A 24,988-nucleotide genomic window follows, 5' to 3' on the forward strand; every position below is an offset into this window, starting at 1 on the left:
CCGGCTCAATATCGGCGGGGCACGATGATTTCGACGCGCCTGTTGCGGGATTTGCCTTCCGGCGTATCGTTGGAGGCGATCGGCACCGTCTCCCCCATGCCCTTGGCCGCGACGCGCAAGGGATCGGTCAGACCGCCACGGATGATCGCCGCCACCGTCTGCGCCCGGGCCTGAGACAGCGCCATATTGTCCGGGAAGCTGAGGTTGGCGACGCGGTCGCTATCAGCATGGCCCTCGATCAGCACCTGGCCCTTTTCTTTCTCGATGGCGGCGGCGATGCGCTTGAACAAAGCCTCACGCCCGGGCTCCAGCTGGTCCGAGCCCGAGCGGAACAGCTGGCCCACGCTGGTGCGCACGCGCACGGTCTGGGCGTCTTCCTCCACCGTCACCAACCCCTCGCGGATTTCCGGTTCGAGGAAGCGGCGCAGTTCCGAAGCCTGAGCGCTGCTGCTGGCCGGCAGGCTGGCGGCGGGGCGCGAGAGCGTCAGCCGGTCGCCCGGCACCAGCCCGAGCAGCGCGTTGGACGGCGCCTCCCCGCCCGACATCAGGATCAGCCGCAAGCCGATGTAGATCAGCAGCAGCAGCCCCGCCGCAGCGGCTCCGGCCAGCGCCAGCAGATTCCATGGCGCGATCCGGCGCAAGGGCGCATTCTCGCCGCGCCATTGCGGCGACATTTCGCTCATCGAGAGCGAGCGGACATGCTGCAGACTGCCATGCAGCTTCGCCATGATCTCATGCAGGCGGCGCTTGCCGTCGGGCATCACGCGGAAGCGGCCCTCGAACCCGGCTGCCAGGCAGGCGTGATAGAGTTCGATGATGTCCAGATTGTCGGCGGGCGCGCGCAGCATATCGTCGGTCAGCTGCCAGAAGCGGTCGCCGCCGATGTTCTCCTGAAAGAACTGCACCACCATTGAGCGGCGTGCCCATTCCGCGCCATCGGTGCCGATGTTGGGCAGGTTCTGGGCAATATCGTCCACCGTGGCGCAAACGGCATATTTGGCGCGCTGGCGCACCTCCTCGCGGTAATGCGGGGCGATGGCGCGGTCGAAAGCGGAGATGATCTGCGTCGCCTCGCGGTGGAACTGCGGCAGCGGCGCGCGCACGCGCCCGGCGCGCATGCCCGCCGCCAGAGCCAGCACCGGCGCGGCCTCGATCAGCATCAGATTGCGGATGCTGCGCGGCGTGGCGGGGCCGGGCACATCATCCTCGGCCAGACGCGACGGCGCAAGGCCAGCGCCCGGTGGCGGCATGCCCGCACGCGACAAAGGCGGCGGCGCGTCATAGCCCTGTGTTGGCGGCGGAGGCGGCGGGGCTGCCCAATCGCGCATCGCATCGGAAGGCGCGGCAGGTTGCCCCTGCCCGCCCCTCAGCCCCTGAAGCGGCGAGGGGCGAAAGACCGTGCGGTTGCCGCTCCTGTCGTTCGGATCGTTGCTCATCGTCCGCTTTTCTTGACGCACCAGAGTTCGAGATTGAGCTGCGGCCAATCCCCCGCGACATGCAGGCCCAAAGCGGGCGAGGTCAGCAGGTCACGCCAATCCGCCGCGCCGCGATCCAGCTCGAAATAGACGAAGCCGGGCAGCACGCGGATCTGCGGCGGCGGGGTCGGCGTATGGCGCAGTGGCACGCCGGGCAGCGCGCTGTCCACGATCTGGCGCATCTTCTGCACCGCGCCGAATTTGGCGACCGAGGGAAACAGCCCACGAATTTCCTCAAGGGGCGAGGCCGCCGCCACGGCGAGATAGAAATAACCGTGCTGATAGAGCCCATGATCGGTGATTTTCGAAACGTAAGCCCCCGGCCCGGCGTTCTCCAGCGGCAGTTGCACCGCCGAACGGTCGAACACAGCGGCCAGCATCGATTGCAGCAGATCTATCACCGGGTCGAAGCAGGTCTGCGGATTTTCGTGATCGTAGCGCGGCAGCGGCGGCGGCTTGCGCTCGGGCCGGATCATGGTGGCGATCTCACCCGCCATGGCGATCAGCGTTTCATAGAGCCGCTCAGGGTGAAGCATCGGCAGGCGCTCGGCATGCTGAAGCACCGGCAGCCAGCGGTTGAGCGCCTGAAGCAGCAGGAAGCTGGCGAAGGTTTCCGCGCCGCCATCGGTGGCTTCCACCGCGCGCAGGGCCAGTTCCTCGGCGCGCTGTTCGACGCGGCCAAGGATATCGGTGACCGCACCGCGCAGGCGCAGCGAGGCATCCTTGTCCAGCGTGGGCGGGATAAAGCGGTCATCGAACATCAGGCGGCGGTTGTGGACTTCGCGTACCCGCGCGATGCCCAAGGTCACCCGGCCATAGATCTGATCCCGCGTGACGCCGAAGCGCAGATTGGGGCGACCGAAGTCGATCGGTTCGGTGGTGCGATCATCGGAAAAGCTGTCCGCCGTTTCGCGCTCATCGACAAGGAAACGGGCATCCAGCGATGGATTTTCCGCATCGCGAAATTCCGTTGCGCCGCCCTGCTGAGCGGGCAGCGTGAGATAAATCACCGCATCGCGCACCTCGGCAGGAACATCCAGAGGCTCGGGCGGCGGCATATCCTCCGGGATGGCGAAGGGCGTGCCGTCGGGCAGAATGCCCGAGGCGCGGATCACGCCGAATTTGCCCAGCGAGGCCAGATCCTCATCCACCACGATCTCGGTAAAGCCCCAGGGCCAGGGCTGCACGCTGCTGACGCGGGCGCGGATCAGGCCGTCGATGAAGCGATCCTGGGCCTGGAAATGCTGGGGGCGCAGAAACATGCCTTCCCGCCAGGCAACCCGGTTATTTCCACCCATTTCGCTTCAGGCCTCTTCTGTGACGTGTCCGTGACGTAGCTGTGCCATGGGACGTTTCGAACATGGCTTCCAGTCCGTATAAGGCGGTGTTATTGCAGCATGAAAGCTTTTCCAACGATTATCTTCCCAAGGCGGCCCGCTCGTGAACGAACATGACAGCACTTCGTTCGATCCGAGAACTTGGGTTAACCAAAGCTCGTCGGCGCTAGATACGCCCGGAACCACGGTACGTTCCCGGCCGGCACGCCCTCAACTTCACGCGCATCTCCTTCCTCTGGGGAGTGCTGTGCTGTTAGCCTTGGCCGGAGCAGGCATTGCGGCGTTAAATCGACCTGCCGTGCCGCATTCCGGACCAATCGTTGCCACGCCGCCATCTGCCCAGCGCTTTACCAGCCGACGCACGCTCAATCTGGCCGATGTGGGGGATATCGGCTCTCAACTCGAACCCTCCGGACTGTCGCAAAGCGAAGCGCGGGAGATCAGCCGGGAGGTCGTGAACGCGCTGGGCTCTGCGCCGGGCGAAATTCGCCTGATCCTCGATCTGGAACGCAGCGGAGAGACCTCAACGTTAATCACGCTGGAGGCCACGCGCACCGATGGCACCGGTCTGATGCTACACCGGCAGGCCAATGGCGCGCTGGAGGCCAAACCCCTCTCCGGCGACCTGACCAGACGACTCACCGTGGTGCGCGGCGAGATCGACAGCAACAGCTTCTATTCCTCGGCGGTGACGGCGGGGGTGACGGACAGCCTGATCGGCGAAGTCGCCAATGCCTTCAGCTATGATTTCGACATGCAACGCGAAGTCGCGCCCGGCGATGTCTTCGAAGTGGCCTTCGAACAGGCCTATAATCGCGCGAATGAGGCGGTGGGCGTGCCGCGCCTTGCCTATGTCTCGCTGCGCACCGCGACATTGTCCCGCACGCTCTATCGCTTCACCCCGCCCGGTGAGCGCGAGCCCGGCTGGTTCGACGGCAATGGCGCCAGCACGGTGCGCGCGCTGATGCGGACGCCGGTCGATTCCGCACGCATCACCTCGCAATTCGGCATGCGCATGCATCCCATTCTGGGTTTCGAGAAGATGCATCGCGGCACCGATTTCGCCGCGCCCACCGGCACACCGGTCTTCGCATCGGGCAACGCCACGGTGGAGTTTGCCGGGCCGAAGGGGCCCAACGGCAACTTTATCCGCCTGCATCACGACAATGGCTGGGAAACGCTGTACCTGCATCTCAACCGCATCCTGCCGGGCGTGACGCAAGGCGCGCGGGTGGCGCAAGGCCAGCAGATCGGCGAGATCGGCACGACGGGGCGCTCGACAGGACCGCATCTCCATTATGAGGTGCATATCGACGGGCAGCCGGTGGACCCGCTCAAGATCGATGTCGGCACGGGGCAGACGCTGACAGGGGCGGCTCTCATCGCCTTCCACAAGCAGCGCGATGCCATCGATACGCAACGCGCCGGAGCCAGGCAGCCCTGATCTATGCCAAGGCTGGGCTGCGCTGCCCCTTGCGCCATGTGATCAGCAAGGGCGCAACAAAAACAATCAGCGCCATCATCATGGCGAAGCTGGCATTCAGCCCCTCCGACGATCCGCCCCATAGGGCCGATCCCACCAGATCGAGATCGATCACCGCCCCAAACCCGCCCACACCGGGATTGGGATCGAGGCCCAGCAGCAATTGCTCGGCAGCATTCCATGCGACATGCGCGCCGACCGCGCTCGCCATACCGCCCCCGCGCAAGGCGAGCAGGCCAAACCAGATCCCGCCGATCAGCAGATTGGCCAGCGTGACCGCAGACCGCGCCTCTCCCAGACAATGGACCAAAGCGAAGATGGCGGCCGTGATCATCACCGCCAGCGGCCCTCCCCACGCTTGTGCCAGCACGAGCTGAATCCAGCCCCGGAAGTAATACTCCTCGGCGGCGACCTGAAGCAGCACCACGCCCAGCCCGGCCAACAGCAGTTTGGGATCTGGATGCGCGCTGCCAGGGACCACGGCTCCGGCCAGCCAGGCGTAGGCCACCGCCAGCAGCAGGCCGCCCAGACCAAGGCTCAGCCCAAAGACGAAGCCTCGCAATGGCCGAGGGCCCAGCACCGATCCTGCTCGGCTGAGCCATGCCCCCACCACGGCAACGGCCAACATCGCGCCGGAGACGATGATGGTGAACAACGCCTCAAGCGCCGCATCGGACGGGGTGCCCGAAAGCAGTGCCTCCGTCACTTTCCCGGCCAGCGCAGGGCCGAAGCGCAGAATCCCCGCCATCAACAGCGTGCCGACCACCAGCACAACCCCGGCGCGGAGGTGATGTTTGCCCGACCGGGATGATGTCAGCATGGCGCAAGATCCATCGGCCCGATCTTACGGCGGGAGGGAAGGACAGGCATCTGATCTCCTGACTTTATCGAATGCTGGCCTCTGTTTAGCGACAGATCGCACGACCTGCAATTTCAGCAAGCCGGCCAATCCCCCTCACATCTCCTCGCACAAACGCCCCTTGACAAGAGATGTTATAACATCAATCAGGCGCGCAACTTAGAGGGGGCTCGCATGATCTTTGCTTTTCCGTCGCGCCCGGCACGCCGCCGGGCCCGTTTCAACCATGCCTCACGTCTGGCGCTGCTGGCGGGGCTCACGCTGGGCACCATCTCGCCCGCGCTGGCCGAGGAAGCGCCCGGCGATGAGACGCGCGCCGACATCCGGGTCGATGGCCGCCGCGAACAGAAGCTGGATCGCCCCGCCGAAGCCATCGGCGCCACCATCGATGCGGGCATACTGGCCCGCGCCAACACCATCACGGCGGAAGATGCGCTGCGCTATCTGCCCAACATCCAGCTGCGCCAGCGCTACATCGGCGACACCGGCAGCGCGGTGGCGGTGCGCGGCACCAGCGGCTTCCAGACGGCGCGCGTGCTGGTCACGCTCGACGGCATTCCGATCAGCAATTTTCTGGGCAACACCTATGTCTATGCCCCGCTGTGGGGCATGGTCGCGCCCGACGAAATCGAGAGCGTGGATGCCTCCTACGGCCCCTTCTCGGCACGCTATGGCGGCGGCACGATGGGTGCGGGGATCTTTATTCAGACCCATATGCCGCAGAAGCTGGAGGCGGGTGTCGACCTCACTTACGGCAATCAGGATTTCAACGCTCAGAAGAGCAGCGACAGCCTGAACACATGGCGCATCCAGTCGCATATCGGCAACCGCCACGGCAATGTGTCATGGATGCTCTATCAGGACCATCTGAGCAGTCAGGGCCAGCCACTCTATTTCGCGGTGACGCCCGTTTCGGCAGGCACCACGGCTGCGGGCACACCGGTGACAGGCGCGCTGCGTGACCGCGATGCCACCAACACCGACCGCTATCTGGTCGGCTCCTCGGGCGTGACGGATACGCGCAGCGATCTGGTCAAGGGCAAGCTGGCATGGGATGCGGCGCCCTCCACGCGGGTGATGCTGACCACCGCCTATCGCGATCTGCGCTATGACAGCCTCGCGCCGGAAACCTATCTGCGAGACGCCGCGGGCAATGGCGTGATCAGCGGCTCGGCGCAGATCGACGGCCGCAGCTATGCGCTCTCCAGCCTGCTGGGGCTGCGCAAGCAGGATGTGCAATTGCGCGATCTGCTCAGCGGGATCAGCGTGACCTCGCAGCTCACCCATCGCCTGCATGCGGAACTCAGCGCCTCAACCTACAATGTGCTGGGCGGCGAGACGCGGCAGGCCTATCCGGCAGGCAATGGCGCTCAGGTGATCGCTACGGATGCGCAGGGCTGGGCCAATGCGGCGGCGCGCTTTGCGTGGGATATGGCCAAGGGCAACCAGATCGGCTTCGGCGGCGATTACGCCCAATACTGGACCCAGACCAGCACCTGGAACTCCACCGACTGGCTGAACGGCGCCCGCTCCAGCTTTGCCGAACGCTCGGGCGGCAAGACCGAGATCTTCGGCCTCTATGGCGAGGACCGCTGGGCCCTGACCCCCACGCTGACCCTCACCGCAGGCCTGCGCTATGACCATTGGCGCGCCTTCGACGGCCAGCGCACCACCAGCGCCAGCGCTTTAACCTATCCGTCGCGTGCCAAGGATGGCTGGTCGCCCAAGGGCGTGCTGCGCTGGACCCCGGCCAAGGGCTGGGCGGTGCAGTTGCGCGCGGCGCAGGCCTGGCGCTTCCCCACCGTCACCGAGCTGTTCCAGTCGGCCAGCAGCGGCGGCGTGCTGGTGCAGAGCGACCCCAACCTCAAGCCTGAACACTCCACCACCTTCGATCTGGGCACCACCCGTGACATGGCACTGGCCGGAGGCACACTCAGCCTTGGCGCCACGCTGTTCCATGAGCGGGTAAGCAACACGCTCTACAACCAGCAGAACGCTTTCACCGGCGCGACCTATTACCAAAACATCGGCCTTGTGCGCACGCGCGGCGTGGAGCTGTCGGCCACCGGGCGGCATCTGTTTGACGGACTGCTGGATCTGGACGGCGCCTTTGCGTGGCAGGGCGGCAAGATCCTCCAGAACGCCAATCTGCCGGTCAGCGTGGGCAAGGAAATGCCCCGCGTGCCGCGCATTCGCTGGAACCTGCTGGCCACGCTGCATCCGGTCGAGAAGGTCGATGCCACCGTGGGCGTGCGGCATGAGGGCGCGCAGTTCAGCGATCTGCTCAACAGCGACGGGCGGCGCGGCGGCTTCGGCTATGCCGATGCCTACACCTTCGTTGAAGCGCGGCTGGGCGTGCACATCACCCGCCAGCTTCAGGCCAGCGTGGGCGTGGACAACCTCTTCAACCAGATCCGCTACATCTACCATCCCTATCCGCGCCGCACGGTGTTCCTCGCTCTGAAGTGGCGCGCACAGTGACGGATTGGGTGAGCATGGCGGCGCCCTTAACGCTGACGCAGGTCTGCAAGAGCTTCAACGGGCGCCGCGTGCTCGATGGGCTGGACCTTCAGGTCGAGCCCGGCGAGGTGGTGGCATTGCTGGGCCGCAATGGCGCGGGCAAGACCACCACGCTCAACCTCGTGCTGGGCTTCGAACAGGCCGACAGCGGCACGGTGGCGATCTGCGGCGAGCCGCCTGCACAGGCCCGCGCCCATCTGGCCTATCTGCCCGAACAGGTGGCGCTGTATCCCCATCTCTCGGGGTTGGAGAACCTGCGTTATTTCACGGCACTGGCAGGGCTAAAACTGTCCAGACCTGAAGCCGCCGCCCTGCTGGCCGAGGCAGGCCTGCCACCCGAGGCCTGTCTGCGCCGCGCCAGCGCCTATTCCAAGGGCATGCGTCAGAAGGTGGGGATCGCCATCGCTCTGGCGCGGCGCTGCCCGCTGCTGCTTCTCGACGAACCCGGCTCGGGCCTCGATCCGCTGGCCATGGAGGAGCTGGGCGCGCTGGTCCGACGCGTGGCGGCGCGTGGCACCGGGGTTCTGGTGGTCTCGCATGATCTCTTCGGCCTCAAACCCATGGCCGACCGCGCCGTGGTGCTGGAAGGCGGCAGGATCGGCCACAACTTCGATCCGCGCCATGCCGATGCCGCCGCGCTGCTATCCTTCTACGGTGCAGCATCATGAATCCCGCCCTGCTACGCGCCGAGGCGCTGCTGATGCTGCGCAACCGGGCGCTATGCCTGATGCTGGCGGTGCTGGCCGCGCTGCTGCTCGGCACCGGCCTGACCACCCTGCGCGATCATGCCGCCACCGCGCGCACCTTCGCCCAAACCGAGCAGGCCGAACGCGACCGCTGGCTGAGCCAAAGCGCCAAGAACCCCCATCGTGCCGCGCATTTCGGCCTCTGGGTGTTTCGCGCGCCTGCGCCGCTGTCGGCCATCGATCCGGGCACCGATCCCTTTGTGGGGCGCATGCTGCGGGTCGAAGCGCATCATCCCAATGATCCGCTGTTTCTTTCCTCACTGGATGAAGGCCCGTTCCATCGCGCCGGGGTTTCCACCATGGCCGATATGATCGCCCTGTTCGTGCCTTTGGCCGCGCTGTTGCTGGGCTTTGCCAGCTTTGCAGCGGATCGCGAAAGCGGGCGGCTGCGCATGGTGATCGGCGCGGGCGGGCAAGTGCTGCAGATCGCAAGCAGGCGCCTTGCGATAAGGCTGGCCGCGCTGGCGATGGCGACGGGCCTGCCCATGCTGGCCATCGGACTGATGGCCGGGGGAGAGATCGCCCTGCTGATCGCCATGCTGCTGGTGGCGTTGGCCTATGGCGCCGTCTTTCTAGCCATCGGCATGGCGGTCTCGCTGCGCGCGCCCAGCAGCCGAGCGGCGCTGGCCTTGCTGCTGGCCCTGTGGGTGACGCTCTGCGTGCTGGTGCCGCGTCTGGCCACCGCCGCTGTCGAAAGTGCTTTGCCCACGCCCTCGCATACGGCGCTGCTCGATGAGGCCGCCGCGATCAACCGCGCCTATAACACGCCCGAAGCCGCCGCAGCCCGCAAGCAGCAGCTTATGACGCAGAGCGCGCATATGGATGTTGGCGGAGCGATGCTCTACAACCGCGACCACCACGACAACGCCACCTATGATGCCAGCCTTGGCCGCATGACAGCCCGCTTGCAAAGACAGGACGGCTGGCTGACCGTGGCAGGCCTCACCTCCCCCCTGCTGCCGTTCCAGCTGGCCAACGATACGCTGGCCCGCAGCGGCGCAAACGACCATGCCGCCTTCCTGCAGGCCGCCGAGGCCTATCGTCGTCGCATGTCGGATCTGATGAACCTTGATCTGCGCGCCCATCCCGTTGCCGCCGGGCAAACTTATCGTGCCGGGCGTTCGCTTTTTGCCGCCCTGCCGCCTTTTGTGGTGCCTCAGGCCGGCATGATGAGCCTGCTCTGGCCGCTTGCCTTGCTGGCATTATGGCTGATCGGCAGCCTGTCGTTTCTTCGCGCCACCATCCGGAGGCTTCGCCCATGATCGCTCTGATCCAACTCGAAATCCGGATGCTGGTCACAAGACGCCTGAACCGGGCGATCGGCGCCCTGTTGCTGCTCGCCATGCTGATCGCGACGGCCAGCGGCCTCCAGCAAGCCCGAAGCCGCCAGCGCGAGATCGCCCATGCCCAGGCCGAAACCGCTCAGGCCAAGGCGCAGGCCCGCGCCATCGCGGCCCAGACCAACCGCCCGCCCGAACAATATCGCGATCCATCCGATCCCTATGGCTATCTCTTCTATTTCGCCAGGCTGCACGCCATCCGCGCCCTGCCCCCGCTCGCTCTGATCGCCACCGGTGACAGCGATCTGCTCCCCACGGCGATGAGCATCGCCCCCGGCCATGCCGATGCACGGGGCGTCGCGACTGTGGCCAATCCACGCCTCGCACGGATCGGGCGTTTCGATCTGGCGTTCGTGCTGGCTTATCTGCTGCCATTGGCCCTGATCGCGATGGCAGGCACAGTGATCTCCGCAGAGCGCGAAGGCGGCCAATTGCCCCTGCTGCGCGCGCAACCGGCCGGGCTGGGGCGCATTGCTCTGGCACGTTTTTCAGCGCTGGCTGTGGTGACCATACCCGCAGTGCTCGCCATGCTCTGGCTGACACTGGCGCTGGCCGGGGCGGTCACCGGGGCCTCATCGGGCATGCTGGCGATGCTCAGCCTTGATCTGGCAGGGTTTATGCTGTTCTGGCTGGCGCTGGCAGGCTGCGCATCAGGTTTGCGGATCACCGGCAGCGCCAGCGTCATTGGACTGTTGCTGATCTGGGCGGTGATGGGCTTTGTGGTGCCCCTGGCCTGCGGCTGGTGGGCAGGGCTTGCGGCCCCCTCGCGCATTCAGCCTGTCCAGACCTCGCGAGATATGGCCGCGCGCTTCGATGCCGATCCGGCAGGGCAGACAAGCCTCTGGCTGAAGCGCCACGCCCCCGGCCTGACGCCCGAGGCCAGCCAGCGCGCCGATCTGCAACGTCTGGCGCTGGATGGGCAGACTGCGGAGGCACTGGCCGCCTATCGTCTCGCCGCGCAGGATTATGACCGCGATGCCGCCCTCTGGCAGGAGCGACTGGCCCCTGCCTCGCCCATGCTGCTGCTGGAACAAGCTCTGCTGACCGCAGCCGGACAGGATCGGCGCGATGGCCTGCGCTTCACCGAACAGGCCGACCAGCATGCGCTCGATCTGGAGGCGCGCTTCACGCCCGCGATCCTCGCCTCGGCGCAAGCAAAGGAAGCCAAAGCCGATGGCGGTCAGGCGGAACAGCGCTATGAGGCATGGAGCAGCGATCCGGTGACGCATGCTGCCCTTCGCATCGCGCCCGGCTGGAGCCTGCTGCTTTGGGCTTTGGCTGCTGTTCTGGCAGCATGGGCGCTGTGGCAAAACCCCGGTCGGATTGCGGATCAGGGAACACGCGTCTAGGCTCCCGCGACGCGATCACGATCCGGCAGACCATCCGGGCCGGTTTCCCTATCCGGCTATGTCTCCGCCAATCATATGCGGATTCAATGTGAACGGCCCTCCACTCGTCTCGCATTTCAACGCCGCTTCGTCCTAATGGGGCGACTGCATCGGACTCGCCCGCGCCTTTTGCCCGGGTGATCCAAGCAGGAGCACACCCATGCAGGACATCCTCTGGATCGGCCTCTTCCTCGCCCTTTTGGCGGCCAGCCTTGGCTACACCGCCCTGTGCAACCGGGCTTGAGGGAGACCCACCTATGACACTCGACCTCTGGCTGGCGGGTTTCACCGCCATCGGCCTTCTCGTTTACCTCGTTGCCGTACTCGCGCGGCCCGAGCGGTTCTAGGGAGGCGCCGTCATGACTTTCCAGGGATGGCTGCTGATCGCAGTCTTTATCGGTGTGCTGCTGGCGCTGACCAAGCCGATCGGGCTCTGGCTTTTCGCGCTGTATGAGGGGCGCCGCACGCCGCTTCACAGCCTTCTGGGCCCGGTCGAGCGCGGCTTCTACCGCCTCTCCGGCATCGACCCGCAGGAGGATCAGAGCTGGCGCCGTTACGCGGTGCATATGCTGATCTTCAACGCCGCACTGGGCCTGCTGACCTATGTGCTGCTGCGCGCTCAGGCGCTGTTGCCACTCAACCCGCTGGGCTATGCGGGGTTGAACGAGAACCTCTCCTTCAACACGGCGGTCAGCTTCACCACCAACACCAACTGGCAGAGCTATGCGGGCGAGTCGACCATGTCGAACCTTTCCCAGATGCTGGCGCTGACCATTCACAACTTCCTCTCGGCAGCCACCGGCATCGCGCTGGCCTTCGCGCTGTTTCGCGGCTTTGCGCGGCGTGAGGCCAAGGGCATCGGCAATTTCTGGGCCGATATGACGCGGGTGACGCTGTACCTGCTGCTGCCTTTGTGCGTGGCGCTGACGGTCTTCTACATCGCCAGCGGCGTGCCCCAGACGCTGGCCGGTTCCGTCGATGTCCATACGCTGGAAGGCGTGAAGCAGACGCTGGCGCTGGGCCCGGTGGCATCGCAGGAAGCGATCAAGATGCTGGGCACCAATGGCGGCGGTTTCTTCAACGCCAACAGCGCCCATCCTTTCGAGAACCCCAATGCGCTGACCAATCTGGTGCAGATGTTCTCGATCTTCGCGATCGGCATGGGGCTGACCTACACCTTCGGCAAGGCGGTGGGCAACACGCGCCAGGGCTGGGCCATTCTGGCCGCGATGATGGCGATCTTTCTGGTCGGCACCACCGTCACCTATTGGCAGGAAGCCAATGGCACGCCGATGCTCCACGCGCTGGGCGCCGCTGGCGGCAATATGGAGGGCAAGGAGGTGCGCTTTGGCATCGCCGCATCCTCGCTCTTCGCCGTGGTGACGACGGCGGCCAGCTGCGGCGCAGTCAATGCCATGCATGACAGCCTGACGGCTCTGGGCGGGCTGGTCCCGCTGTTCAACATGCAGCTTGGCGAGGTTGTCGTGGGCGGTGTTGGCGCGGGCATCTATGGCTTCCTGCTCTTCGCCATTCTGGCGGTGTTTGTGGCCGGTCTGATGGTGGGTCGCACACCCGAATATGTCGGCAAGAAGATCGAGAGCCGCGAGGTCAAACTCTCCGTGCTGGCGATTGCCGTGCTGCCGCTGGTGATTTTGGGCATGACGGCGATTGCCTCGGTGCTGCCCGCAGGGCTAGCCGGGCCGCTCAACAAGGGCCCGCATGGCTTTTCCGAGATCCTCTATGCCTTCACCAGCGCGGTGGCCAACAATGGCTCGGCCTTTGGCGGGCTGACGGCGAACACGCCTTTCTACAACGGCATGCTGGGCGTGGCGATGTGGATCGGGCGGTTCTTCATCATCATCCCGATGCTGGCCGTGGCGGGCAGTCTGGCTGCCAAGAAGCACACGCCTGAAAGTGCCGGCAGCTTCCCCACCACCGGGCTGCTGTGGACGGGTCTGCTGGTCGGCATCATCGTGATCGTCGGCGGGCTGACCTTCCTGCCCGGCCTCGCGCTTGGTCCCATCGCCGATCATCTCGCGATGATCCGTGGCCAAACCTTCTAAGGAGTGCGGCAGATGGCCCGTTCCGAAAGCAAATCGCTGTTTACCGCTGACCTGATCGTTCCGGCGATTGGCGATGCCTTCCGCAAACTCAATCCCAAGGAGCTGATCCGCAACCCGGTGATGTTCACCACCGCTGTCGTGGCGCTGTTGCTCACCGTCCTGCTGGTGGTGGGGCATGATGGGCTGACCATCGGCTTCAAGCTGCAACTGGTGATCTGGCTCTGGCTGACGGTGCTGTTCGGCACCTTTGCCGAGGCGCTGGCCGAAGGGCGCGGCAAGGCGCAGGCCGCGAGCCTGCGCGCCACCAAGGCGGAGCTGACCGCCAAGCGCATCAAGGGCAATGGCGTGGAAAATGTCCCCGCCAGCGCCCTGCGCAAGGGCGATGTGGTGCTGGTGCAGACCGGCGACCTCATCCCCTCGGACGGCGAGGTTGTCGCCGGTGTGGCCTCGGTGAACGAGGCCGCCATCACCGGCGAATCCGCCCCCGTGATCCGCGAGGCGGGCGGCGACCGCTCTGCCGTCACGGCAGGCACGCGGGTGATCTCGGACGAGATCCGCGTGCAGGTCACGGTGAACCCCGGTCAGGGTTTCCTCGACCGCATGATCGCTTTGGTCGAGGGCGCAGAACGCCAGAAGACCCCCAATGAAATCGCCCTGACCCTGCTGCTGGTCGGCCTGACGATCATCTTCCTGATCGCCGTGGGCACCATTCCGGGCTTTGCCTCCTATGCGGGCGGCAGCGTGCCGGTGGCCATTCTGGCGGCTCTGCTGATCACGCTGATCCCCACGACCATTGCCGCGCTGCTCTCGGCTATTGGCATTGCGGGGATGGACCGTCTGGTGCGCTTCAATGTGCTGGCCAAATCGGGCCGCGCGGTGGAAGCGGCGGGCGACATCGACGTGCTGCTGCTTGACAAGACCGGCACCATCACCGTGGGCGACCGCCAGGCCACCGAATTCCGCGCCGTGGGCGGTGTGGATGAGGCGCGCCTTGCCGAAGCCGCTCTGCTCGCCAGCCTTGCCGATGAGACGCCCGAGGGCCGCTCGATCGTGGTGCTGGCACGCGAAAAGTTCGGGATGAACAATGTCACCCTGCCTCAGGATGCACAGATCATCCCCTTCACCGCGCAGACCCGCATTTCGGGCGTCGATACCGGCGGGCGCGTGATCCAGAAAGGCGCCGTGCAGGCGATCCTGAAGGCCAACCCCGGCGCGGGCAATACCGCCGCCGCCACTGAATTGCGCCGCATCACCGATGAGATCGCGCGGATGGGCGGCACACCGCTAGCCGTGGCGGTGGATGGCAAGCTGCTGGGCGCGATCTTCCTCAAGGACATCGTGAAAGCCGGCATCCGCGAGCGTTTCGGGGAACTGCGCGCCATGGGCATCCGCACGGTGATGATCACCGGCGACAACCCCCTGACCGCCGCCTCCATCGCCGCTGAATCCGGCGTGGATGACTTCCTTGCCGAAGCCACGCCCGAGGACAAGCTGGCCCTGATCCGCAAGGAGCAGCAGGGGGGCCGTCTGGTCGCCATGTGCGGCGATGGCACCAATGACGCGCCTGCCTTGGCGCAAGCCGATGTGGGCGTGGCCATGAACACCGGCACGCAGGCCGCGCGCGAGGCGGGCAATATGGTCGATCTCGACAGCGATCCGACCAAGCTGATCGAGGTTGTTGGCCTCGGCAAGCAGTTGCTGATGACGCGCGGGGCGCTCACCACCTTCAGCGTGGCGAATGACGTGGCCAAGTATTTCGCCATCATTCCCGCGATGTTCGTGGCGCTTTATCCGGGGCTGGGCGTGCTCAATGTGATGGGGCTGGCCACGCCGCAGAGCGCCATCCTTTCGGCCATCATCTTCAATGCCATCATCATCCCCATGCTGGTGCCCCTCGCGCTGAAGGGCGTGAAATACACCCCGATGGGCGCCGGGCCGCTGCTGGCGCGCAATCTGGCCATCTATGGGCTGGGCGGGCTGATCGCGCCTTTCGTGGGCATCAAACTGATCGATCTGGCCGTTGGCGGCCTGGGTCTGGCCTGAGGAGGCCGCTGCTATGAACAAGGATATCACAAGCTCGCTGCGTCCCGCTGTGGTGATGACGCTGCTGTTCGCCCTGCTGCTGGGCATCGCCTATCCGCTGGCCATGACCGGCATCGGCCAGTTGCTGTTCCCCCGGCAAGCCAATGGCAGTCTGGTGGAGCAGGACGGCAAGGTGGTGGGCTCGACCGTGATCGGTCAGGCCTTCACATCCGATCGCTATTTCCAGACCCGCCCCTCGGCGGCGGGCAAGGGGTATGACGGAATGAACTCCTCGGGATCGAACTATGGCCCGACCTCGCAGGCGCTGCATGATCGCATCAAGCAGCAGGTCGATACCATGCGCAAAGCCGAACCCGGCAAGGCGATCCCCGGCGATCTGGTGACGGCTTCGGGTTCGGGCCTCGATCCCGATCTCTCGCCTGAAGCTGCCTTCTATCAGGTGGACCGGATCGCCGCCCTGCGCCATCTCGCCCCTGCCACGCTGCATGGTCTGGTGGAGCAGAGCATCGACCACCCGCTGCTGGGTTTTCTGGGCGAGGATCATGTGAATGTGTTTGAACTCAATCGACGGCTCGATGCACTTCAGGCTAAACGTTAAATCGTGACCGACGACAGACCCTCTCCCGAAGCTCTCCTGCGCCAGGCCGCGCGGGAGAGCCGTGGCCGCCTCAAGATTTTCCTTGGGGCGGCGCCGGGCGTTGGCAAGACCTGGGAAATGCTCAACCAGGGCGCGCGGCGGCGTGAGAATGGCGTGGATGTGGTGGTGGGCGTGGTGGAAACCCATGGCCGCCGCGACACCGAAGCCATGGTCCATGGCGCCGAGGTGATCACCCGCCGCACCATCGATCATATGGGCCACAACCTCGGCGAGATGGACATCGACGCCATTCTGGAGCGCCATCCCGCGCTGGTGCTGGTGGATGAGCTGGCTCACACCAATGCGCCGGGTTCGCGCCATCCCAAGCGCTATCAGGATGTGGAGGAACTGCTCGATGCCGGGATCGATGTCTATTCCACGCTGAACATCCAGCATGTGGAGAGCCTCAACGATGTGGTGGCGTCGTTTACCCGTGTGCGGGTGCGCGAGACGGTGCCCGATTCCATCCTCGAACAGGCCGAGATCGAGGTGGTGGACATCCCGCCCGACGAACTGATCGAGCGCCTGCGCGACGGCAAGGTCTATATCCCTCAGGAAGCGACCCGCGCGCTCAGCCATTTCTTTTCCAAATCGAATTTGACGGCGCTGCGCGAAATGGCGCTGCGCCGCGCCGCGCAAGCCGTGGATGCCCAGATGCTGGAGCATCTGCGCGCCAATGCTCTGGCCGGCAGTTTCGCCGCCGGGGAACGCATTCTGGTCGCCATCAGCGAGCATCCCCATGCCGCTGGCCTTGTCCGCGCGGGCAAGCGCATGGCCGATGCCCTGCGCGCGCCATGGACCGTGGTGCATATCGAAACCCAGCGCGACCAATATTTTACCGAGGGCAGCCGCAGCCAGCTGGCCGAAACTCTGGCGCTGGCCTCACGCCTTGGTGCCTCCACCGCCAGCATTCCGGCGGTCAATGTGGTGGAAGGCTTGCACAGCTTCGTCCGCGATGCGCGTGCCACCCAGATCATCATTGGCAAATCGCCGCGCAGCTGGTGGTTCGAGATGCGCCACGGATCGGTGGTGGACCGGCTGGTGCGGGTGATCGGCGATGTGGCGGTGCATGTGCTGCCCTCGGGCGAGGCCATCAACACCGCCACCACGCGCCCACGGCAGAACCGCCGCAGCCTCTGGGGCCGCCCGGTGGATTATCTCTGGTCATTGGGGGCGGTGGCGCTGATCACGGCGCTGTGCCTGATGCTGTCCCAAGCCATCACTTTGGGCAACATCGCGCTGCTCTATCTGGTGCCGGTGATGTTTGCCGCCGCCACCTTCGGGCTGAGAGCCGGGCTTTTCGCCGGTTTCACCTCCAGCCTTGCCTACAACTTCTTCTTCCTGCCTCCGACGGGCACGCTGACGGTCAGCAATCCGGAGAATGTCGTCTCAATCTTTGTGCTGCTGGGGGTGGCCATCGTCACCAGCCAGTTTGCCGCGCGGGTGCGGGTGCAGGCCGATCTGGCGGCTTCCAGCGCCCGGCAGAACGCAGCGCTGGCTTCCTTCTCGCGCCAACTCACCGCTTCGGCCACCAAGGAAGAGCTGATGCAGGCGATCTGCGCCGACATCGCCCGCCTGCTGGAGGTGCGCACCGCACTGCTGTTGCCCGGCGCCAGCGGCCCCGATCTGCGCGCCGCTTTTCCCCCGGAGGATCGCCTCGGCCAGATCGAACTGGCCGCCGCGCAATGGGCGGTGGACAATGATCAGCCCGCCGGGCGCGGTTCCTCCACATTGACGGCCTCGGACTGGCTGTTCCATCCCTTGCGCACCAGTCGCGGCGTGCTGGGCGTGCTGGGTCTGGCCCGCGAGGATGCCGGGGAGCCGGTACGCTCCGACCAACTCCCCCTGCTGATGAGCCTGCTCGATCAGGCCGCCATCGCCTTCGACCGCATGACGCTGGAAGAGGACAATATGAAGGCGCAGGCCGTGGGCGAGCGTGACCGGCTGCGCAGCGCCCTGCTCTCCTCGGTCAGCCATGATCTGCGCACGCCGCTCACCACCATCGTAACGGCAGCGCAGGAGATGAAACACGCCCCCAGCGCCGAACTGGCCGAAACCATTGAGACCGAGGCGCAGCGTTTGAACCGCTTTGTGGCCAACCTGCTCGATATGGCCCGCGTGGAGGCTGGCGCCCTGCCCCTCAAGATGGAGGCCACCGACCTGTTCGATGCCGTCGCCTCGGCGGTGCATGATACGCGTACGGCCTTGCAGGGCCACGCTGTCGAGGTGGACATCGTCCCCGATATTCCGCTGGTGCGGCTCGATCCGGTGCTGCTGCATCATTGCCTGATCAATCTGCTCGACAATGCCGGGCGCTATGGCGATCCCGGCACGCCGATCATCATCCGCTGCCAAAGGCGCCATGATGCGCTGCTGCTCTCCATCGTGGATCAGGGGCCGGGCATCGCGCCGGGTCAGGAAAAGCGCGTTTTCGAGACCTTCACGCGGCTGGAAGGCTCCGACCGGGTGCGGCATGGCACCGGGCTGGGTCTGGCCATCGTCAAGGGCTTTGCGGAGGCCATGGGGCTGACCGTGGAAGCCAGCAACAACGATGAGCCTCACGGAGCCTGCTTCACCATCCGCATTCCCGAGGCGCGGATCATCGCGCCGCTTTCGCCCAAGGATTTGGCATGAAGAACCGTCACAAGGTGCTGATCATCGATGATGAGCCCCATATCCGCCGCCTGATCCTGGCCGCCCTGACCCGCGCCGATTATGCCACCGTGGAAGCCGGCAACGCCCGCGAGGCCATGGACCGCCTGCGCGTGGAACGTCCCGATCTGGTGCTGCTCGACCTTGGCCTGCCCGACCGCGATGGGCTGGAGCTGGTGCCGCTGATCAAGCAGCAGGCCGAAACCGTGCTGATCGTGGTCTCCGCACGCGATGCGACCGATGAGAAGGTCGCCGCTCTCGATCTCGGCGCGGATGACTATCTCACCAAGCCCTTTGATACCGACGAATTGCTGGCCCGTCTGCGCGTGGCACTGCGCAACCGCATGACGCGCGCAGGCGGTGCCCCGACGCTGGTGCTGGGCGATGTCACCATCGACCTGATGGCGCGGGTGGTCACAAAGGCGGGCGAAGAGGTGCATCTGGCGCCCAAGGAATATGCCGTGCTGGCGCAATTGGCGGCGGCGCCCGGGCGGGTGATCACGCATCAGCAGATCATGACCCATGTCTGGGCCTATGAGAATGAGCGCCATGTCGAATATCTGCGCGTGCTGGTCCGCACCCTGCGCCAGAAGCTGGAGGCCGATCCGCAGCGCCCGCAGATCATCACCAACGAACTGGGCATCGGCTATCGCCTGCGCGTGCCGGGGGATCATCATGCCGTATCGGAAGGTTGAGTGAAGCGTTTTTCAACGCAAATTCAACGGTAATCCTTATTCTGTCATCTCGAAATCCCATGATCGGGCGGCTAGATGCGGGCTGGTCCCGAAGGGAAGGCAGGAGCGGTCAGGCAGAGATCCCCCTTGCTCGACCGCTCCTGATTTCCCCGTGGCATCACATCTGTTCCTCCTGCGAACACCAACTTTACAGGCCGGGGCCCCAGCGCTCCGGCCTTTTTCCATGCGCGGTTCAAACAGCGCGAGACCTTACGAAGATTCAACGCAAACGCTCCTTCCCTTCTCTCGATATCCAATGCGCCACAGGGGTAAGCCGCAAGCCTGTCGCAGGAGAGAAGTTATGGCACACACACTCCGAACCCGATTGCGCGAAGGTCGCGCAACGCCAGGCGACCAGTTGTTGCTGCGCGGCACCGGGCTTCTGGCCTATGGCGCCTTTGCGGCTTTCCTCTGGACCTTGTGCTGGCTGCAGCAGGACCGCCCCCGCATCGCGGCCCATCCGGCAATGTTCGCAGCCTGCTTTGTGGCAGTGGTGGTTTTCCATATCGGCTCGGCCCTCACCTGGGGCGGGCCCGAATTGTTCCGGGGCGAGCGATAGGCTGATTACTCAGCGGGTTTCTGCCCCGGCAACACATTCTCGCGAAAGGCGGGTGACAGGCGCCGCTCCAGCAGGCGGCAGGCGTCGGCATGGATGATCAGCGCGCGCGAGATCGCCTGCAACTGACCGATCTGCAAGGGCTGCCGCCCCAGACACAGATCGCCGATCTCGCGCTCGCTGAGGCCCAGCACCCGCGCCGCCGCCTGCTGACCGCCCAGCAGCTCGACCGCCAGCGCAAATCTCTCGATCTGTTCGACCGGAAGCATCGGACCACCCTTGAAACCTTGCCAACCCCATGCCCGCATCCCCCCGGCCTGTCATCAGCAATCAATCAGCCGGGTATTCGCCCCCGGTATTCGACATAGCCCGCGCGCATGGACATTCCCGGCAAAAACCGCTTGCATGGTGGCCCGCCGCCCGGCCGATCGACCCATGGAGACACAAGAGATGATGCCATCCGCCCTGATCCGCACCAGCCTGCTGCTGGCCTGCCTTGGCCTTCCCTTCGCGGCTCAGGCCGAGCCGCAGTTTTTCAGCGATCCGCAGTCCAGGGCGCCCTTCTCTCCGGCGGTGCGGGTGGGCGATATCATCTTTCTCTCGGGCCAGACCGGGCATGACGCGCAGGGCCATCTGCCCGAGGGCATGGAGGCTCAGGCGCGCAACGCCATGGACAATGTCGCCGCCACCGCCCGCCGTGCCGGGGTGACGAATGACGATATCGCCAAATGCACCGTGATGCTGAGCGATATGAGCCAGTTTGCCGCCTTCAACGCCATCTATGTCCGCAGCTTCAAGCCTGGCCACCTTCCGGCGCGCTCGGCCTTTGGCGCCAACGGTCTGGCCAATGGCGCGCTGGTCGAGGTGGAGTGCATCGCCGCCGCGCCGGATCGTCGCTGAGGCGGGGCGGCGGTCACGGTTTTCTGCGGCCCAACAGCATGCTGCCGCCCGCGCAGAGCAGCATGCACAGGCCCGCGACCAGAAAGGCATCGCTGTAAGCCAGCAGCAGCGCCTCGCGGTGGAGGTTCTGGTTGATCAAGGCGAAGATCTGTTGGCGCAAGCTTTCCGCAGCTTTGCCATAAAGGGCGGCATGGCGTGCCACCGGACGGCCCGCCAGCACGCCTGCCGCCTCCACCATGCGGTCATGCAGGGCCTGCGAGAAAGGCGTCACTGCCTCGCCGATGCGGGCGGCATGCAGCTTCTCCCGCTCGACGACGAACTGGCTGGCCAGAGCGATGCCGATCGCCCCGCCCACATTGCGCACCGTGGAGAACAGGCCGGAGGCCGAGCCCATCTCGGCTTTCGCCATGCCCTGCATCGCCATCACGCCCAGCGCCACCACGATAAAGCTCTGCCCCACGCCCCGCACCACCAGCGAGGGGACGATCACATTGGCCGCCGCATCGCCGTCGAGATGGATGTTCATCAGACAGCCCGCCGCCATGATGACGAAGCCCGCGATGATGATGGTGCGCACGCTGGTCCAGCGCATCAGCTTTGGCGTGGCGAAAGACATCACGAACTGGATCAGCCCGTAGGGGATCATCGTCATGCCGATCTGCTGGGCGTTATAGCCCTGCGTCTCCGCGAAATAATTGGGCACCAGAAAGACCACGCCAAAAACGATGGCGCCAAAGACAAATTGCATCAGGCTGGCGAGGCCGAAATTGGCCTGCCCCAGCAGGCGCAGATTGATCAGCGGCTTTTCGCGGCGCAGCTCGATCACCACAAAGGCGATCAGCGACACCATCGCCACCAGACCGGCCTCCACGATAAAGCTGGAGGAAAACCAGTCCTTTCGTTCACCCTCTTCCAGCATGATCTGAAGGGCTGAAAGACCCAGGGCCATAGTGGCGATCCCGGCCCAGTCGCCTTCGCGCAGGCGGTCGATCCGGGCCTCGCCACGCGGCATGGCCCAACCGATGGCGGCCAGCAGCAGCAGTCCGGGCGGCACCTGAAGATAGAAGATCCAGCGCCAGCTGTAGGCCTGTGTCAGCCAGCCCCCCAGCGATGGCCCCGCCGCCTGCGCCACATTGTTCGAGACGGCAAACAGCGCCATGCCGAAAGGATGCTTCGCCACCGGCAATTCCGTCACGATGATCTGCAGCGACAGCGGGATCAGCACCCCGCCAAAGGCCCCCTGAAGCGCCCGCGCCGCGATCATCGTGTTGATATCGGGCGCGGTGGAACACAGGATCGAGAAACCCACAAAGCCCCCCGTCCCCACCATCAGCACCCGCCGCATGGAAAACACGCTGACCAGCCAGCCCGTCATGGGGATCACGATGATCTCGGCCACCAGATAGGCGGTGGTGATCCATGAGCCCTCCTCGAAGGACGCTCCCAGAGATCCACGCACATCGGGCAGCGAGGCATTGGTGACATGCACATTCATGCCGGCCATAAAGCAGCCCACCACGCCCCCCAGCACCGCCACCCAGCCGCGCAGGGAAACATGATCGGCGGATTGCGCGCCACTCATGGCCGTGTGTCCACGGAGGTTTCCACCGACATGCCGGGGCGCAGATCGCTCAGCCGGGCCTGTCCCGCCTCGAAGCGGATGCGCAACGGAATACGCTGGACGATCTTGGTGAAATTGCCCGTGGCATTGTCCGGCGGCAGCAAAGCGAATTGCGCGCCCGAGGCCGGAGCAAAACTGTCCACCCATCCCTTCAGCACCGCCCCGCCCAGAGCATCCACCGACACCTCGACCTTCTGACCGGGCCGGATACGATCGGTCTGGGTTTCCTTGTAATTGGCCACCACATAGGCCGCCATCGGCACCACCGCCATCAGGGGCGTGCCGACATCGGCGTAATGCCCCACCCGCAAGGCCCTCTGCCCGACCGTGCCGTCCACCGGCGCACGGATCACCGTGCGCTCCAGATCGAGCCTCGCCGCAGCCAGCGCCGCCCGCGCCTGCTGCACATTCCCGCGCGCCTTGGCCAGATCGGCGATGGCGGCATCATGCTCCGTGGCCAGCACCCGCACCTGCGCGCGGGACGCCGCCAGGGTCGCGCGGGCCTGAGTCACCCCGGCAGCGCTCTTGCTACGATCGGCCTGAGCGCTTTGCAGCAACTGGTCGCTGGTGACATGCTGGCGCGCCAGAACATCCTGACGCTGCGCCTGAAGATCGGCCAGATGCGCCTCGGCCTCCCGCGCCGTGGCAGCGGCGGCATCCTGAGCGATCACGCTGTGCTGCTGGGCAGAACGCGCCTCCAGATTGGCGATCCGCGCTTCTCCCGCCGCAACGCCCGCTTCGGCCATCGCCAGAGCGCCCTCGGCCTGATCGACCTTCATCCGGTAATCGCGATCATCGATCCGGGCCAGCACATCTCCGGCGTGGACCCGCTGATTGTCCGCCACGGCGACCGCAACGATATTGCCTCCCACACGCGGGGCGATGGTCACCACATCGGCGCGGACATAGGCATTGTCGGTCTCGATCATAAAGCGGCCAAAGCTCCACCAATGCACGCCCAAGGCAAGGGCTCCCACCGCCACCGCGCCGCTGGCGGACAGCACAAGCAGGCGCCGCTTGCCGGAAGAGGATGTGCAGATGGTTTCGACAGTGTCAGACATGATGGAGGTCACTTCGCTGCTGCGGTGGAGATGGTTCGGGACAGATCGGGCTGGCTGACCGGCAGAGCCTGCTCCCACCCGCCCCCCAGAGCCTTGAACAGCCGCACCTGCGCCGCCGCCACATCCAGATCGGCGGCAGCCAGAGCGGCAGAGGCCTCGCTGTGGGCGCGCAGGGCGGACAGGGCTTCAAGCGCCGTCGCCCCGCCCGCCGCGCGTTGGCGGCGCATCAGATCATCGGCCAGAGCGCTGCGCTCCGCCGCACGGGCAAGCGCCGCCTGCCGCTCCAGCACAGCGCCATAATCCCGGGCCGCCTGATTGACCTCCTTGAAGGCGTTCAGGATCGCACCATCATAGGAGGCCAGCGCCGCCGCCTCCCCGGCCCGTGCCTGCCGGACCCGCGCCCGCGCCACGCCGATGTTGGGAAAGCTCCAATCGAGCAGCGGCCCGATCCGCCAGACCATATTGCTGCGCGTGCCCAGACCGCCCAGCGTGGGCGAGGACACCGCCTGCTGGGCGCTAAGCGCAATATGCGGATAGAGGTCCCCCACCGCCACGCCGATCCGCGCGGTGCTGGCCGCCAGCCTGCTTTCGGCAGCGCGCACATCGGGGCGACGGCGCAGCAGCGCATAGCCATCCCCGATCGGCGGGGATGCGGCCAGCACCGGCACCTGCTCACAAGCCTCAGCCGCTGGCGGTATATCGCCAGGCACATGGCCCGACAGCACCGCCAGTTCGACCAGAGCGTCGTGCCGCGCCGCCTCAAGCCCCGGAATGGTCGCCTCGATGGTGTCGGCACTGGCCTCGGCGCGCATCACATCGGCGAGCACGCCTGCGCCTGCCGCTCGCAGGCTGTCGGCCAGATCACGGCCTCGCCTTGCCTGTGCCAGAAGATCGCGCGCCACCGCTGCCTGATGCGCCGAACCGCAGGCCCGCAGCCATGCCCCGGTCACATCGGCGGCCACGGCAATCCGCACGCCATCCAGCAGCGCCGCGGAGACCTGAGCATCGGCCCTTGCAGCGCGCACCTGCGCCTTCAGGCGCCCGAACAGATCCAGCTCCCATGAGACATCGCCGCCCAGATCATAGCGCGGCCCGGTGCGGATCGAATTGCCGCCCAGCCATGCCGTGGTGATCTGGTCCTGAAGCGTGCTGCCATCGCCCACACCTGCCGACAGACTGGTGCCGGGCCCTTGCTCGGCCCGCGCCTTGCCGAGCAGCGCGCGCGCCTCCTGCCAATGGGCCGATGCCGCGCGCAGATCGCGGTTGTTGGCCAGAGCCTCCTCCACCAACGCGTCCAGCTCCCGATCGCGATAGAGCCGCCACCAGGCCGCAACAGGCTGATCGTTCTGGCTTGAAGGCTGGTCGGTCAGCCGATCCGGCACGGGAATGGTCGATGCGGGTGGCGCCTTGGGTGCGGGGACGCATCCGGCCAGCAGGCTTGTCGAAAGGGCGGCGCAGATCAGTCTGCGGAAGGAAGGGTTGGGCACGGCATTCCACTCGATGGCTGGAAGCCCTTCTCGTAACCCCAAGGCCCTTGCCCTTCTCACGCGAGAATGACATTCATCATCGCAAT

The 24,988-nt window shown here is 65.7% G+C and carries 20 protein-coding genes; 13 read left to right on the plus strand and 7 right to left on the minus strand.

What is annotated here, in order from left to right; genetic code table 11:
• Positions 1–5: 5 nt before the first annotated feature.
• Entirely contained in the window at positions 6–1,436 is a 1,431-nt protein-coding gene (gene icmH / locus HGK27_RS19195) for a type IVB secretion system protein IcmH/DotU (RefSeq protein ID WP_206244459.1), read from the minus strand.
• On the minus strand, positions 1,433–2,737 hold the full coding sequence (gene tssK, locus HGK27_RS19200; RefSeq protein WP_241127630.1) for a type VI secretion system baseplate subunit TssK: 1,305 nt from the start codon (positions 2,735–2,737) through the stop codon (positions 1,433–1,435). Before tssK ends, icmH begins: the two co-directional genes overlap by 4 nt.
• Positions 2,738–3,059: 322 nt before the next feature.
• Between tssK and HGK27_RS19205 the strand changes: the two genes are divergently transcribed.
• Positions 3,060–4,256 (plus strand): M23 family metallopeptidase, encoded by a 1,197-nt coding sequence (locus tag HGK27_RS19205; RefSeq protein WP_206244461.1) that lies wholly within the window; start codon positions 3,060–3,062, stop codon positions 4,254–4,256.
• 1 nt (position 4,257) lies between these two features.
• On the opposite strand, the gene HGK27_RS19210 is transcribed toward HGK27_RS19205, so the two are convergent.
• Positions 4,258–5,115, minus strand: coding sequence for a CPBP family intramembrane glutamic endopeptidase (locus HGK27_RS19210; protein ID WP_206244462.1), 858 nt, complete (start codon positions 5,113–5,115; stop codon positions 4,258–4,260).
• Between the two features lie 213 nt (positions 5,116–5,328).
• On the opposite strand from HGK27_RS19210, the gene HGK27_RS19215 reads away from it, so the two are divergent.
• The 11 genes from HGK27_RS19215 to HGK27_RS19265 all read left to right on the plus strand — a co-directional run bounded on the left by HGK27_RS19215 (position 5,329) and on the right by HGK27_RS19265 (position 19,836).
• Complete coding sequence (locus HGK27_RS19215) at positions 5,329–7,635, plus strand: TonB-dependent receptor (RefSeq protein WP_206244463.1); 2,307 nt, start codon at positions 5,329–5,331, stop codon at positions 7,633–7,635.
• Positions 7,636–7,649: 14 nt separating this feature from the next.
• Complete coding sequence (locus tag HGK27_RS19220; protein WP_206244464.1) at positions 7,650–8,342, plus strand: ABC transporter ATP-binding protein; 693 nt, start codon at positions 7,650–7,652, stop codon at positions 8,340–8,342.
• Entirely contained in the window at positions 8,339–9,682 is a 1,344-nt protein-coding gene (locus tag HGK27_RS19225) for a DUF3526 domain-containing protein (protein WP_206244465.1), read from the plus strand. The genes HGK27_RS19220 and HGK27_RS19225 overlap by 4 nt, the downstream gene beginning before the upstream one ends.
• The gene (locus HGK27_RS19230; RefSeq protein ID WP_206244466.1) at positions 9,679–11,109 is read left to right on the plus strand and encodes an ABC transporter permease subunit; all 1,431 of its coding nucleotides are present in this window, start codon (positions 9,679–9,681) and stop codon (positions 11,107–11,109) included. Before HGK27_RS19225 ends, HGK27_RS19230 begins: the two co-directional genes overlap by 4 nt.
• Before the next feature lie 296 nt (positions 11,110–11,405).
• On the plus strand, positions 11,406–11,495 hold the full coding sequence (locus HGK27_RS19235; protein ID WP_068079691.1) for a potassium-transporting ATPase subunit F: 90 nt from the start codon (positions 11,406–11,408) through the stop codon (positions 11,493–11,495).
• 12 nt (positions 11,496–11,507) lie between these two features.
• Positions 11,508–13,211: a potassium-transporting ATPase subunit KdpA gene (kdpA, locus tag HGK27_RS19240; protein ID WP_206244467.1), complete on the plus strand. Its 1,704-nt coding sequence runs from the start codon at positions 11,508–11,510 to the stop codon at positions 13,209–13,211.
• A 12-nt stretch (positions 13,212–13,223) separates the two neighbouring features.
• Complete coding sequence (gene kdpB, locus HGK27_RS19245) at positions 13,224–15,254, plus strand: potassium-transporting ATPase subunit KdpB (RefSeq protein ID WP_206244468.1); 2,031 nt, start codon at positions 13,224–13,226, stop codon at positions 15,252–15,254.
• 13 nt (positions 15,255–15,267) lie between these two features.
• Complete coding sequence (kdpC, locus tag HGK27_RS19250; RefSeq protein ID WP_206244469.1) at positions 15,268–15,852, plus strand: potassium-transporting ATPase subunit KdpC; 585 nt, start codon at positions 15,268–15,270, stop codon at positions 15,850–15,852.
• Positions 15,853–15,855: 3 nt separating this feature from the next.
• A complete protein-coding gene (locus tag HGK27_RS19255; RefSeq protein ID WP_407674681.1) occupies positions 15,856–18,525 on the plus strand; it encodes a DUF4118 domain-containing protein in 2,670 nt (889 codons plus the stop codon).
• On the plus strand, positions 18,522–19,238 hold the full coding sequence (locus HGK27_RS19260) for a response regulator (RefSeq protein WP_206244470.1): 717 nt from the start codon (positions 18,522–18,524) through the stop codon (positions 19,236–19,238). The genes HGK27_RS19255 and HGK27_RS19260 overlap by 4 nt, the downstream gene beginning before the upstream one ends.
• A 340-nt stretch (positions 19,239–19,578) precedes the next feature.
• Positions 19,579–19,836: a hypothetical protein gene (locus tag HGK27_RS19265; protein WP_206244471.1), complete on the plus strand. Its 258-nt coding sequence runs from the start codon at positions 19,579–19,581 to the stop codon at positions 19,834–19,836.
• Between the two features lie 5 nt (positions 19,837–19,841).
• Here the strand turns inward: HGK27_RS19265 and HGK27_RS19270 are convergent, their stop codons facing one another.
• Positions 19,842–20,102, minus strand: a complete 261-nt coding sequence (locus HGK27_RS19270) for a hypothetical protein (RefSeq protein ID WP_206244472.1) — start codon at positions 20,100–20,102, stop codon at positions 19,842–19,844.
• Between the two features lie 181 nt (positions 20,103–20,283).
• Between HGK27_RS19270 and HGK27_RS19275 the strand changes: the two genes are divergently transcribed.
• Positions 20,284–20,733: a RidA family protein gene (locus HGK27_RS19275; RefSeq protein WP_241127632.1), complete on the plus strand. Its 450-nt coding sequence runs from the start codon at positions 20,284–20,286 to the stop codon at positions 20,731–20,733.
• A 13-nt stretch (positions 20,734–20,746) separates the two neighbouring features.
• Here the strand turns inward: HGK27_RS19275 and HGK27_RS19280 are convergent, their stop codons facing one another.
• The 3 genes from HGK27_RS19280 to HGK27_RS19290 are packed head-to-tail and all read right to left on the minus strand — an operon-like array spanning position 20,747 to position 24,902.
• Positions 20,747–22,315 carry a DHA2 family efflux MFS transporter permease subunit gene (locus HGK27_RS19280; RefSeq protein WP_206244473.1) on the minus strand — a complete coding sequence of 523 codons (1,569 nt, stop codon included), beginning with the start codon at positions 22,313–22,315 and terminating at the stop codon, positions 20,747–20,749.
• Entirely contained in the window at positions 22,312–23,415 is a 1,104-nt protein-coding gene (locus HGK27_RS19285) for an HlyD family secretion protein (RefSeq protein ID WP_206244474.1), read from the minus strand. The genes HGK27_RS19280 and HGK27_RS19285 overlap by 4 nt, the downstream gene beginning before the upstream one ends.
• Positions 23,416–23,423: 8 nt before the next feature.
• Positions 23,424–24,902 (minus strand): efflux transporter outer membrane subunit, encoded by a 1,479-nt coding sequence (locus HGK27_RS19290; RefSeq protein WP_206244475.1) that lies wholly within the window; start codon positions 24,900–24,902, stop codon positions 23,424–23,426.
• Positions 24,903–24,988: the final 86 nt, after the last annotated feature.

This window comes from Novosphingobium terrae (assembly GCF_017163935.1).
Classification (GTDB): domain Bacteria; phylum Pseudomonadota; class Alphaproteobacteria; order Sphingomonadales; family Sphingomonadaceae; genus Novosphingobium; species Novosphingobium terrae.